The 13,365-nt window shown below is 52.0% G+C and carries 12 protein-coding genes; all 12 read right to left on the bottom strand.

The features are described from left to right. Window positions 1-4: 4 nt before the first annotated feature. Complete coding sequence (locus AC1BI1_RS03285) at window positions 5-895, bottom strand: peptidoglycan DD-metalloendopeptidase family protein (protein ID WP_476715842.1); 891 nt, start codon at window positions 893-895, stop codon at window positions 5-7. Between the two features lie 153 nt (window positions 896-1,048). Beyond that, a complete protein-coding gene (locus tag AC1BI1_RS03280; protein WP_476715841.1) occupies window positions 1,049-1,987 on the bottom strand; it encodes an aldo/keto reductase in 939 nt (312 codons plus the stop codon). A gap of 38 nt (window positions 1,988-2,025) precedes the next feature. Further along, window positions 2,026-2,367: a histidine triad nucleotide-binding protein gene (locus tag AC1BI1_RS03275; RefSeq protein WP_476715840.1), complete on the bottom strand. Its 342-nt coding sequence runs from the start codon at window positions 2,365-2,367 to the stop codon at window positions 2,026-2,028. A gap of 73 nt (window positions 2,368-2,440) precedes the next feature. After that, a complete protein-coding gene (mtaB, locus tag AC1BI1_RS03270) occupies window positions 2,441-3,763 on the bottom strand; it encodes a tRNA (N(6)-L-threonylcarbamoyladenosine(37)-C(2))-methylthiotransferase MtaB (protein WP_476715839.1) in 1,323 nt (440 codons plus the stop codon). Continuing rightward, window positions 3,723-4,556: a 16S rRNA (uracil(1498)-N(3))-methyltransferase gene (locus AC1BI1_RS03265; RefSeq protein WP_476715838.1), complete on the bottom strand. Its 834-nt coding sequence runs from the start codon at window positions 4,554-4,556 to the stop codon at window positions 3,723-3,725. The genes mtaB and AC1BI1_RS03265 overlap by 41 nt, the downstream gene beginning before the upstream one ends. Next, entirely contained in the window at window positions 4,526-5,389 is an 864-nt protein-coding gene (gene prmA, locus AC1BI1_RS03260) for a 50S ribosomal protein L11 methyltransferase (protein ID WP_476715837.1), read from the bottom strand. Before prmA ends, AC1BI1_RS03265 begins: the two co-directional genes overlap by 31 nt. Before the next feature lie 8 nt (window positions 5,390-5,397). Next, window positions 5,398-6,564 (bottom strand): molecular chaperone DnaJ, encoded by a 1,167-nt coding sequence (gene dnaJ, locus AC1BI1_RS03255; protein ID WP_476715836.1) that lies wholly within the window; start codon window positions 6,562-6,564, stop codon window positions 5,398-5,400. Between the two features lie 15 nt (window positions 6,565-6,579). Then, on the bottom strand, window positions 6,580-8,430 hold the full coding sequence (dnaK, locus tag AC1BI1_RS03250; protein WP_476715835.1) for a molecular chaperone DnaK: 1,851 nt from the start codon (window positions 8,428-8,430) through the stop codon (window positions 6,580-6,582). Between the two features lie 11 nt (window positions 8,431-8,441). After that, complete coding sequence (grpE, locus tag AC1BI1_RS03245; RefSeq protein ID WP_476715834.1) at window positions 8,442-9,260, bottom strand: nucleotide exchange factor GrpE; 819 nt, start codon at window positions 9,258-9,260, stop codon at window positions 8,442-8,444. Then, the gene (gene hrcA / locus AC1BI1_RS03240; RefSeq protein ID WP_476715833.1) at window positions 9,253-10,287 is read right to left on the bottom strand and encodes a heat-inducible transcriptional repressor HrcA; all 1,035 of its coding nucleotides are present in this window, start codon (window positions 10,285-10,287) and stop codon (window positions 9,253-9,255) included. Before hrcA ends, grpE begins: the two co-directional genes overlap by 8 nt. Before the next feature lie 118 nt (window positions 10,288-10,405). Beyond that, window positions 10,406-11,533: a radical SAM family heme chaperone HemW gene (hemW, locus tag AC1BI1_RS03235; RefSeq protein ID WP_476715832.1), complete on the bottom strand. Its 1,128-nt coding sequence runs from the start codon at window positions 11,531-11,533 to the stop codon at window positions 10,406-10,408. Continuing rightward, a complete protein-coding gene (lepA, locus tag AC1BI1_RS03230; RefSeq protein ID WP_476715983.1) occupies window positions 11,534-13,336 on the bottom strand; it encodes a translation elongation factor 4 in 1,803 nt (600 codons plus the stop codon). Window positions 13,337-13,365 lie beyond the last annotated feature (29 nt).

Raw genomic sequence — 13,365 nt, 5'->3', positions numbered from 1 at the left:
CCCCTTACCGCAAAAATTGCAGCGGATCAACTGGTTGGCCGTCCACCTCGATCCGGAAATGAACATGAGGTCCGGTGCTCCGACCCGTGCTGCCCACCTTGGCAATGGCCTGTCCCTTGGCAACATTCTCCCCTTCGCGCACTAGAAGGGAAGAGTTATGCCCGTAGAAAGTACGATAACCGTAGCCGTGATCGATGATAACACTCAAACCGTAAACCCCTACCCAGCCAGCGTAAACAACGCGTCCTGCTCCGGCAGCGCGCACCAGTGTTCCCACCGGAGCGGCTATGTCCAGGCCATCATGAAATTCCTTCCGCCACCGGTTAGTAGGAGAAGTTCGGTAGCCAAATTGGGATGTCACGTCTCCCTCTACCGGCCACAGGGTAGGTTTGGCCTTCAGATAAGCCAGGTGTTCTTCCACGTACTGGTTTAACTCCTTGAGTCTTATAGTTACGCGGGGTATCTCCTCCCTCAAACCTTTAAAGCTTGTCTCTACATCGGCCAGATTCTGGCCCTGTTCCCGCGGGCGCATGGGCACATAGGAACCGCGCGAGCTAAAAGAGACACGCGGCCGCTCCAGCCCCAGCATTTCTCTCACTCGAGCATCTAATTGGTTCACCTCGTTAATCTTATCTTCCAGGGCTTGAGCTTCCGCTTTGAGGCGGGCAATTTCCCGTGCCTGTTCCAGGTTTATAGCCTCCAGTTCATGCAAATTTTTAACCCTGGAGGCCAGGCGAAAGGACAGATAGCCTAATCCCACCGCCAGCGCCAAAATAAGCACCAGCAACCCTGCCAGCAACCTTACACTCCAAAAGGGTAAACGCCAGCAGCGGGTGCTTTGGCGGCCTTCGGGGACAAGTAAAAGGGTAAAATATTTTTCTGACTTTCGCTTCATAGATGTAATTTATTCCACATTTTTTCCCTTTTTCCTTTTACCCTGCAGGCGAAATTCTACTTCTTCCGCCAAAGACGAGAACTCCGCCATTTTACTGCAAAAAAAATAATGCCCCTGGTGCAAACCAGGGGCTACTTCCGGGGATTCTAAAAACTAAATCATTCTAATAGCAAACTGGGGACATACCTCGGTACAGTAACCGCAGAGAATACATCTTTCCCGATTAATCCTGGCTTTGCCGTTAACTAAAGATATGGCTTCATTGGTGCAGGCTTTAAGGCAGGCCCCATCTCCCTTACAAACACTTTCCACCACTGCGAATTCCTTAGTAGAGCTTAAGGGTTCGCCCGGATCTTCACCGTTAAAATATCGCAGGTTATAATCCACTTCTTCTTCGCTAAGCATTCCCACAGCTACGGCGGCAATGCCCGGTACCCGACGGGCGAAATCCATGGCTTCTCGGTACTGTTTTATGAGATTGCCCCCAGCGAGGGCCTTCATCAAGTAGACTCCTTTACCGGCACCCACTGCCTTTGCTATAGCATTTAGCATATCCTCACGGCTACCGTCTATGATGCCCATCCCTTTAAGGTTGAGCAGGGGAAAGACTACATCTATTTCCTTTAAAGTTGCCGCCTTTCTTACCGCTGCCACCGAATGGGTGGCAATGCCCACCGCGCCTATAATGCCTTTTTGTTTAGCCTCCATAAGGCAGCGCAGAGCGCCAGCCCGCTCTTCAAAAACTTTCTCCGTAGCCCGGGCTGCATGCAAGTGAAAAATATGTATATAGTCAAGCTCCAGCTTAGTTAGCGCCTCGTTTAGGGCCTGTTCCATAGCCTCATGGGTAGAAGCATTGGATTTAGTAGCTATAATTACCTCCTGGCCATGCTTTTTGAGGGCTCGTTTAATGGGCTCGTAAGTCTCGTAAACCTGCGCTGTATCGATAAAGTTAATTCCTCCAGCCAGGGCCCGGGAAATGATGGCCGTACAGGTATCCACATCCAGGTTCTTCTGACGCGGCCCCATGGGCAAAGCTCCCAGGCATAGTTCGGAAACCTTGAACCCTGTTTGGCCTAAGGTGCGATATTCCATTGGGCATCCCTCTTCCTTCCAGGACACTAAATTTGGACCTAGCAAAGATTTCTAAGCTGCCTCCCACCCAAGAGGTGAAAGTGGAGGTGATATATGACCTGGCCGCCCTCCTGTTTACAATTGTTCACCAGGCGGAAGCCGCGGTCAGCTATGCCCTGTTCGCGGGCTATCCTGACGGCTACCAGGTGCAGGTGGCCAATAATCTCGGCGTCTTCTTCGGTAATAGCCGTGAGATCCGGAATGTGCTTGCGGGGAATGATCAAAATGTGTACGGGAGCTACCGGCCGGATATCTTTAAAGGCTATCACGCGCTCATCCTGGTAAACAATTTCCGCAGGTAGTTCTCCATCTACTATCTTACAAAAAATACAATCGGACATGTATATTAGTACCTCCCTGTAAGTATTGGCTATGGGATTATTTCGCCCTGCTCTGATTAAAATCCTTCTAGGGTTAAGGCTCTCGGTCCCCGGAAATTTCACCCCAGATTTTGCCTTCCCGCCATTCCAACAGGCGCACCGGCACCAGGCGCCCTGTCCAGTCCCCCTCGGCGGCAAAAATTACCGTCAGGTAATTGCCAGTGTGCCCTTCCCAAATGCCCTCCTTTTCAGCCAGCTCCTCCTCGGCCAGAACTTCCAGGGTCTCTCCCAAAAAGCTTGTGGCATATTCTTTCTCCAACCTTTTAGCTAGGCTTATTAAGCGGGCTACGCGCTCTTTTTTGACTTCGGCCTCCACCTGCTCGGGCATAGTTGCTGCCGGAGTGCCGGAACGGGGAGAATAGGGGAAGACATGGATACGGGCAAAGGCTGCCTCTTCTGCTACTTTCAGAGTACGGCAAAAGTGCTCTTCTTTTTCCCCGGGAAAGCCTACTATGATATCGGTAGTTATAGCCACGCGAGGCCGCCTGGAGCGCAATAGCTCGAGCAAATTCAGGTATTCCCTGCTGGTATACCGCCTCCCCATGCGCTGGAGGATAAAGTCGTCCCCGCTCTGGAGAGGTATATGGAAATGGGGACAAATTCTTTCCCCTTCCGTTAAAGTGATAATTAATTCTGGCGTAAAATCCAGAGGATCAATGGAGCTCAACCGCAACCGGCCCAGTTCCGGTATTTCCAGAATTCGCTTCAGAAGGAAGTTTAAATCCATACCACCTTTTAAATCACGGCCATAGGCTCCCGTATGAACACCGGTCAAGACTATCTCCTTATAGCCCGCTGCTACCATTTTTTTTACTTCCTCTACAATGAGTTCCGGGGCCCGGCTGCGCAAAGGCCCTCGGGCATAAGGCACTATGCAATACGTACAGTATTCCTCACAACCTTCCTGGATTTTCAGAAAAGCTCTGGCCCTGTCCACCTGGGTCACGGGTAACTCTTCAAAAGGCTCATCTTTTTCAGGTTCCCTTACCGCATTGATGATCTTCCCTGTAAGCCGCGCTTCTTCCACCAGTTCTACTAACCTAGACCTATCTCGAGTTCCCACTACCACATCTACTCCCGGAAGACTTAAAACTTCCTCCGGAGCCACCTGGGCATAGCAACCGGTGACAGCCACCACGGCCTCCGGGTTGTTACGAACGGCACGGCGTATCATCTGGCGCGATTTGCGGTCGCTCAAATGGGTTACAGTACAGGTATGCACTACATAAACATCGGCCCGGGCGTCAAAGGGCACTACTTCGTACCCGGCTGAACGAAACAAGCCTTTGAGAGCTTCTAATTCGTTTTGATTCACTTTACATCCCAAGCTGGTGAGAGCCACCCGCGGTGCCGCCACCTTTACCACCTCCTCCTAGATCTCCCCATTCATACATAAGGGCCGCAAGACAAGCCAGGCCTGCTGTCTCGGTTCGCAAAATACGGGGCCCCAGGCCTACCGCCAATCCCCCTGCTTGCCTGGCCAGGTCTACTTCGGCGCGGCTTAACCCCCCTTCCGGCCCCACCAAAAGGGCCACATGACCACAAGGTTTCATCTTGGACAGTACTTCCTTTAAACCCAAGTTCCGCTCATCTTCCCAAAGGACCAGAAGCAGAGTTTCGGCCGGAAGCCGGGCTAGGGCTGGACCCAGCTCCACAGGCCCCTCCACCGAAGGTATACAAGTGCGCCGGCTCTGCTGAGCGGCGGCCATGGCTACCTTTTGCCAGCGCTCCCTCTTCCTGGCCGCAGCCTTATCGTCCAAACATAGTATTACCCTTTCCGTCAGCAGAGCCACTATCTTTTTTACTCCTAATTCGGTACATTTCTCTATAATTAGTTCCATTTTATCGCCCTTAGGTATTCCTTGTAACAAAGTGACGGATAGGGGGGGCTCGCTGGAGGGAAGGGGCTCCAGTATTTCGGCCTCCACTTCTCCCCTCCGCACTGCTGTCACGCGCCCTTTAAAGCAGGCTCCCCGGCCGTCAGCTAAAGTTATTTCCTCCCCTATTTTCAAACGCAAAACCCTGGAGGCATGATGCCCAGTTTCCCCTTCGAGAAGCACCTTTTTACTGTTACTGTTAAGCTGTTCTCCAGGTATAAAAAAATGGTGGGCCAAGTGGCTCACCCTTTCCTTCCCGCCAGGGTCACCCAATCACCCTGGACCTCCTGCCTAATTAAAGTAAACCCATTGGTCCTCAGGGCTGCCAACATTTCAGCGGAGCGTGAACTGATAATACCTCCTAGAATAATATACCCTCCCGGCCGCAGCACCCTAGCTGCTTGAGGTAGCAAAAGGAGGAGTACATCGGCCACAATGTTGGCCACCACCAGATCGGCGGTAGCCTCCAACCCTTTTAGCAGGTCTCCTTGCTGAACCCGGACGGTAGCCTCCACCCCGTTGAGCTTCACATTTTCTCGGGCCGCCTTTAGCGCCACCGTATCATTATCCACGGCAATTACTTGCCGGGCACCGAGTAAGGCAGCAGCAATAGCTAAAATCCCCGAGCCGGTACCCACATCGTACACCACTGCCCCCGGTTCCATCAGTTCTTCCAGCATCTTGAGAGCCATAGCCGTTGTGGCATGAGTCCCCGTACCGAAGGCCATCCCCGGGTCCAGCTCTATTACTAGCTCCTCCGGCCCGGGGGCATAATTCTCCCAGCTCGGTTTAACTACCAAGTGATTTCCTATTTTTATCGGTTTATAATAAGCCTTCCAAGAGGCAGCCCAATCTTCCTCTTCCAGGCTCCTATAGGACAGGTCGGCCTGGCAGCCGGGGAAAAAACGGCTGAGCAGCTTTAGGCGTCGCTTAAGTTCTTTAAGGCGCTCCGGCAATAATTCATCCTGGGGCAAATAACCGCGGAGGATTATGGGCGTTTGGCCATCTTCGACAACTAAGCCTTGCGCCCCAACTTCATAAAAAAGGCTAGCTACCGCCTCGCTAGCATCCTCTGTAGTAGTGATGCTGATCTCTTGCCACTTCATATGCTATTTTAACCCATAAAAGCATCTTTTACTTTTTTAAAAAAGCCCTTATCTTTTTCTCTTTCCTGTTCCGAGGGTTCCCAACCGGAAAGCCGGGCAAATTCGCGCAGCAATTCTTTTTGTTTATCATTTAGATTTCTAGGAATGACCACCCTTACGATCACATGTTGATCGCCCCGTCCCGCGCCATTTAAGCGCGGAATCCCCTTACCCTTGAGGCGAAAAGAAGTCCCGCTCTGGGTTCCTTCGGGTATGGTTAAACGGGCCTTGCCATCCAAAGTCGGTACTTCTATCTCATCTCCCAAGGCAGCCTGGACCATAGATATGGGTATCTCGCAAAGCACATCAAAACCTTCGCGGCGGAAAATCTTGTGGGGCCGCACATTAATGTATACGTAAAGATCACCCGGCGGCCCACCCCGCTCGCCCGCTTCACCTTCTCCTACCAACCGCAGGCGCGCACCGTTATCCACACCCGGCGGAATTTTAACCTTGATCTTCCGGGTACGCTGCACCTGCCCGCGACCCCGACAGGATCTACAAGGGTTAGTGATAACAGTACCTGTCCCCTGGCACTGGTGACAGGTACGGATGGTTTGAAAATAGCCGAAAGCCGTGCGTTGCGATATGCGAACCTGTCCTGTGCCCTGGCAGGCGGGACAGGTTACAGGATAAGTGCCCGGAGCAGCGCCGGACCCACCGCAGTCGGGACATTTCTCCAGCCGCGGTACACCAATCTCTTTCTCTGCCCCAAAGGCCGCCTCTTCGAAAGAGATATCCAAATCCACTCGTATATCGTCACCGCGCTGGCGTCCCGGTTGGCGTCTTCGGCCGCCACCAAAGGCATCTCCAAAAAACATATCAAAGAGGTCGTTAAAGCCTCCGAAATCGGCGGCCGCGCCACCAAAGTCAAAACCACCAAAACCCGGACCGGCGCCGGCTCCCCCTCCTTCTACACCAGCATGCCCGAACTGGTCATAACGCGCCCTCTTCTCCGGGTCGCTCAAGACTTCGTAGGCTTCCTGGATTTCCTTAAATTTTTCCTCCGCCTCTTTATTACCTGGGTTCAAATCCGGGTGATACTGCCGTGCCAGGCGCCGGTATGCCTTCTTGATCTCCTCCTGCGAGGCCCCTCGATCCACTCCCAGGACCTCATAATAATCGCGCTTCGGCATGATAATCACCGGCTTTTATTTCTTATCATCATCCATTACGCGGTAATCGGCGTCCACTACATTATCACGCCCCGAGCCAGGGCCTTCGGTCCCGGTAGCCTGCCAAGCCTGGCCGGTGCTCCCCTGAGCCTGCTGATATACCTTGGTGGTCAGGCTGTAAAGGGCCTGGGACAGGGCCTCCATTTTCTCTTTAATCTTGCTGATATCCTTACCGCCCAGGGCATCCTGTAGCTCGTTCTTGGCCTGTTCAATGCGGTCTAAATCAGCCTTATCAGCTTTATCTTTAAATTCTTTTACGGTGCGTTCTACCTGATAGAGCAGGGAATCAGCCTGATTTCTCGTCTCCACTTCTTCCTTGCGCCGCCGATCTGCTTCGGCATAGGTTTCAGCTTCCTTGATCATGCGTTGAATTTCTTCTTCGGTTAAGCCGCTGGAGGACTGAATGGTGATGGCCTGCTGCTTGCCGGTGGCTAAATCCTTGGCCGAGACGTGGACGATACCGTTCGCGTCTATATCAAACTTAACCTCAATCTGGGGCACTCCCCGCGGTGCCGGCGGAATCCCCGTCAACAGGAAGCGGCCCAGGCTCTTGTTATCAGCAGCCATGGGGCGTTCGCCTTGCAGCACGTGGATTTCCACCGTAGTCTGGTTATCCGCCGCTGTAGTAAAGATCTGGCTTTTAGAAGTAGGAATAGTGGTGTTGCGCTCAATAATCTTGGTAAACACTCCACCCAAAGTTTCGATACCCAAAGATAACGGGGTAACATCCAGCAATACTATATCCCTTACTTCACCGGCCAAGACCGCGCCCTGAATGGCTGCACCCATGGCCACACACTCATCCGGATTTATTCCTTTATGGGGTTCTTTGCCTAAAATCCTCCTCACGGTCTCCTGCACCAAAGGAACACGGGTTGAGCCGCCGACCAGAATTACCTTATCGATATCCTCAGGCTTGAGGCCCGCATCTGACAGGGCCTGTCGTATAGGCTCTACCGTTTTTTCCACCAAATCGGCAATGAGCTCTTCAAATTTGGCCCGTGTCAGAGTGACATCCAGGTGTACCGGCCCATTGGAGGTAACGGCAATAAAGGGCAAGTTGATATTGGTACTGGTAACGCTGGAGAGCTCGATCTTGGCCCTTTCGGCAGCTTCCTTGAGTCGCTGCAGGGCCATTCTGTCCTGGCGCAAATCCACCCCGTAGTCGCGCCGACAGATATCTATGAGGTAATTCATGATCCGCTCATCAAAGTCATCCCCGCCCAGCCGGTTGTTCCCGCTGGTGGCCTTCACTTCAAAGACACCGTCCCCCAGCTCTAAAATGGAGACATCAAAGGTACCACCGCCCAGGTCGTAAACCAGAATCGTTTGATCTTCGCCTTTATCCAGGCCATAGGCCAAGGCAGCAGCGGTAGGCTCATTTATAATGCGCAAGACCTCTAACCCTGCAATACGGCCCGCATCCTTGGTAGCCTGCCTCTGGCTGTCGGTAAAGTAGGCTGGAACAGTGATAACGGCCTGGGTGATCTTTTCACCCAAGTAGGCTTCGGCATCAGCCTTCAATTTCTGCAAAATCATGGCCGAGATTTCTTGGGGAGTATACTCCTTATCGTCTATTCTTACTTTATAATTAGTTCCCATGTGCCGCTTAATGGACATAATTGTTCGTTCGGGATTCATGATAGCCTGGCGTTTGGCCGCCAGACCTACCAGGCGTTCCCTTTCCTTAGTAAAGGCCACTACCGAAGGAGTGGTTCTCCCTCCTTCGGCGTTGGGAATTACTACCGCTTCACCGCCTTCCATTATCGCCATACAAGAGTTGGTAGTACCTAGATCGATGCCCAGAACCTTACCTTTTTTCGCCATAATCTTACCCCCTATTCATCCCCAGATTCTTCTTCGATTTTCTCCGCCTGCCGTTGGTTTTGCTCTCCTTGCGTGGCGGAAGCCGCCACTGCTACTTTTACCAGGGCCGGCCGCAAGAGCCGTCCGCGCAAGAGATAGCCCTTACGTAGCTCCGCCATTACAAGGTTATGTTGGGCTGCTTCCCCTGTTTCTTCTGTAGCCACTGCTTCATGATAGGTGGGATCAAAGGGTTGCCCTACCGTTTTAACCTCGGTCAACCCCTCTCGATTCAAAATCTCCGAGAGCTGGCGCCCAACCATTTCTATACCTGTTACCAAAGAATCCTTTTCCCCACCAGCCCTAGCCGCTTGTAAGGCCAGTTCCAAGTTATCCATTACGGGCAACAGCTCTTTTATGAGATGGGCGGCTGCTGTTTCCTTTATTTCTTGCTGGTCGCGCCGCACGCGTTTGCGGTAATTATCAAAGTCGGCCTGCAAGCGCAATAGCTGGGAACGGAGCCCCTCTATCTCCATTTGTTTAGCTGCCAGCTCCTCTTTTAGGGCCGCTATTTCTGCTTCCTTCGGTGTCTCTGGCGTACTTCCCCCTTGTTCTTCTTCTCTTTCGTACTCCTCCAAAGTTGAAGCCCGGGCCGCCCCTTCCGCTTCAACCTTCGTGACTTCCTCGCCTTCGTCAGCCCCTTCTTGGTCCACCATTTTGCTGGCAGGTTCAGCTTCTAACTCTTGGTCCCCTTTTAATTTTCTTACCTGTTCGTCTTTCCCATTAACCATAAGGTTGACATTCACCCCTTCCGGCCAGAAAGCCAGGACCCTTCCATATGCCGTCCTAGCCACAAAGCTTTTCCAGAGCCTCAGAAAGATTGCGCGCTACATACTCTAAAACGGAGATGGTACGGGAATAATGCATGCGCGTAGGCCCCAAGACACCTACATTGCCAATGACTTCCCCGTTTATTTCATAGGTTACCGTTAGTATGCTGCAATTATTAATATCCCTGTACTTGTTTTCCCGCCCGATTTTGACAGTGAGTCCTGCCGGAGGGCCTTCAGCAAAGAGTTCGCGCAACGTTTCGGTTTTTTCTAAAAGAGACAACAGGCCTTTAACTTTATCGATATTCCTGAACTCGGGCTGTTCAAAGAGGTTTATAGTGCCTTCTAAAAAGATTCTGTCGTCTTTTTCCAGGTTGCTCAACTGTTCCAGCAGCTCTATCAGCAAGGAGCAAAGTTCCTTATGCTCCGAAACCAGCTCCCGGTAAATATTGTTGAGCACTGCTGGCTTAAGCTCTTCTAACACTATTCCTCGCAAGCGCTCATTCAACATACAGGAGAGACGGTATAATTCCGCGCTGTGTACCCCCTTCGGCACGTTGAACAAGTGATGCTCTACCAACCCGTTGCTAGTAACCACTACCAGCAAAGCTTTGCCCGGTGACAGATATAAAAGCTGTACCTGCTGGATATGAGCCCTTCCCTGATAAGGTCCTACCGCTACAGCTGCATAACTGGTCATTTCGGCAATTAACCTGGTAGCATCGGCCAAAACCTGTTCAATTTCTCCTATCTTTTGTTCAAACCGCCGGCGAATATATTCCTTTTCAGCGGGAGTAAGCTCATGCCTCTCCATAAGGCAGTCCACATAATAACGATAGCCCAAGTCAGAAGGAATCCGGCCGGCGGAGGTATGGGGCTGCTCAATAAGGCCGAGCTCTTCCAGGTCGGCCATTTCATTGCGGATGGTGGCCGGACTTACCCCCAAATTATAACGCCGGGCAATAGTACGGGAACCTACCGGTTCTCCCGTAGCAATATAATCTAAAATGATAGCCTCTAAGATTTTCCTTTTCCGTCCCTCCACCCGCATTCTGACTCACCTTCTCTTGATTAGCACTCTAAGATGTCGAGTGCTAAAAACTTTCATTAAAAACATAACACCCGCCTGGCAATTTGTCAAGCAAATTCCAGGCTGGTGTACCCCGGGCTTACATAAAGGCTACAAACACTTCGTTGGCCAGAGGCAGACCCTTTTCTGTAAGACAGAGATAATTACCTCGTATCTCCACCAGCCCCCAAGCAGTTAAACGCTCCACTTCCTCCTTATAAACCTCCACCAAGTCCTCTCCAAAGCGGTTCTTAAATTCCTTCAAACTTAACCCCCGGAGCAGGCGCAGGCCCAAAAAAATTGTCTCGGCCATTTGCTGCCGCCGGTTTAATATTTCCCTTTCTGCTATTGGCAGCTCTCCCTTTTCCACCGCCTCGCAGTAAACCTCCAGGGAAGTATGGTTTTTCCACCGACTACCTTCCCAGTAGGAAGCGGCCCCGGCGCCCAGACCCAGGTAAGGCCGGTTCTCCCAGTAAACAAGATTATGGCGGCACTCAAAGCCCGGGCGGGCAAAGTTAGAGATCTCGTAATGCTCGTATCCCGCTGCCTTCAGCTTTTCCCTGGCCCTTTCGTACATAGCTAGCACCTCTTCCTCTGCAGCCGGGTGGAGTTTTCCCGCCTCCCACCAGCGACCCCAGACCGTCTCCGGTGCTAGCTCCAAACTGTAGGTAGAAAGGTGCTCTGGTCCCAGGGCCAGGGCTTGATTTAACGTATCCTCCCAATCAGCCAAGCTTTGACCTGGCAAACCATAGATTAAGTCCAGGCTTATATTCTCAAACCCAGCCTCCCGGGCCCAATCAAAGGCCTGGTAAATCTCCTTTGCGCTGTGCACCCGTCCCATAGCTGCCAGCATTTTATCGCTAAAGCACTGGGCTCCCAGAGAAAGGCGGTTTACCCCAGCAGTCCGCACGGCTTTAAGCTTTCCCGGCGTTACCGTACCGGGATTAGCCTCCAGGGTAATTTCGGCGACTTCTTCTATACCAAAAATACGTCTGACTTGGGCTATTAATCCCAGCAGGTCCCGGCCGGATAGATAGGTAGGGGTACCGCCCCCTAGATAAAGGGTGACGGCCTTACCTGGCCGAAAGGCAGCAGCTACCAGTTCCATCTCCCAGACCAGGGCCTGGAGGTAGCGCTGTACTCTGGGAGCAGATACGCCAGGATAAGAAATAAAGTCGCAATAATGGCACTTCTTCCGACAAAAAGGAAGGTGGATATAGAGGTTCATCTAATCCACCCGCAATACGGCCATAAAGGCTTCCTGTGGTATCTCTACCTTGCCTATCTGTTTCATCCTCTTTTTGCCTTCTTTTTGTTTCTCCAACAGTTTACGCTTCCTGGTAACATCTCCGCCGTAACACTTGGCCAGGACGTTCTTGCGCAAAGCTCTTATGGTCTCTCTAGCAATTACCCTATTTCCGATGGCCGCCTGGATGGGCACATCAAAAAGCTGCCTGGGTATGAGTTCTTTTAAGCGCTCCACCAGAGCCCTGCCTCGCTGGTAAGCCCGGTCCCGGTGGACGATGACCGACAGGGCATCCACTACCTCATTGTTGACCAGAATATCCAGTTTCACCAGGTCAGAGGGCCTATACCCTATAAGTTCATAATCCAGCGAGGCATAGCCGCGGGTCCTGGATTTTAATTGGTCAAAGAAATCGTATATAATTTCCGCCAGCGGCAGTTCATAGGTAAGAATAACCCTTTTTTCCGAGAGGTACTCCATCCCTATAAAGAGGCCTCGCCTTTCTTGACAGAGCTCCATCACCGAACCCACGTATTCAGAAGGTAACATCAGGGTAGCCTTAACGTAAGGCTCTTCCATAGAAGCAATAGTCCCCGGAGGCGGAAGATGAGTGGGGTTATCTACCATGAGTACCTCCCCATTGGTTTTAAGGACTTTATAAACTACGCTCGGAGCGGTGGTAATAAGCTCTAAACCATATTCCCTCTCCAGACGCTCCTGGACAATTTCCATGTGGAGAAGTCCCAGAAAACCACAGCGAAAACCGAAGCCTAAGGCCGCCGAAGTCTCCGGTTCAAAGACTAAAGCTGCATCGTTCAGCTGGAGCTTTTCCAGAGCATCCCTCAGATCATCGTATTTTTCCGAATCCACCGGATAAAGGCCGCAATATACCATAGGCGTAACCCGACGGTAGCCGGGCAAAGGAGCCACGGCTGGCCTGTCGGCGCTGGTAATGGTATCCCCTACCCGGGTATCCCTTACATTCTTAATACCGGCAGCCAAATACCCTACTTCCCCAGCCTCCAGGGACTCGACAGGCTTGGGGGCAGGTGTAAACACGCCTATTTCCGTCACCTCAAACTCCTTGCCGGTGGACATCATGCGGATGACCATTCCCTTAGCAATACGCCCGTGGACTAAACGCACATAGGGAATGGCTCCCCGGTAAGAATCAAAATGGGAGTCAAAAATTAAGGCTTGTAAAGGCTCACTGACCTCCCCCTTGGGGGGAGGAATACGCTGGACGATAGCTTCTAAAATCTCTTCCGTGCCCTGGCCCGTCTTGGCCGAAGCCAGAATAGCTGTGCTGCCATCCAGACCAATAACTTCTTCCAGTTCCCGGCGTACACGTTCCGGTTCCGCGTTGGGAAGATCTATCTTATTGATCACCGGTATGATCTCCAAATTATGCTCCAGGGCCAAGTAAAGGTTAGCCAGGGTTTGCGCCTCGATACCCTGGCTGGCATCTACCACCAGAAGAGCCCCCTCGCAGGCCGCCAGACTCCGCGAAACTTCATAGGTGAAATCCACATGGCCCGGAGTATCGATGAGGTTTAAAATATACTCGTGACCGTCACGGGCCCGGTAGGTAAGGCGTACAGCCTGTAATTTAATAGTAATACCCCGTTCCCGCTCCAGTTCCAAGGTATCCAGCACCTGGTCTACCATTTCCCGCGGGCTCAAGGCACCGGTATATTCCAATAAGCGATCGGCCAGGGTAGATTTGCCGTGATCGACATGGGCGATAATGCAGAAATTGCGAATACGCTCTTGCTTGGTCAAAATTACCGGCACCTCCTCATCCCATTATAGCA

It is taken from the genome of Thermanaeromonas sp. DSM 22490 (assembly GCF_056378755.1).
This window is presented reverse-complemented; position numbering and strand designations above follow the sequence as displayed.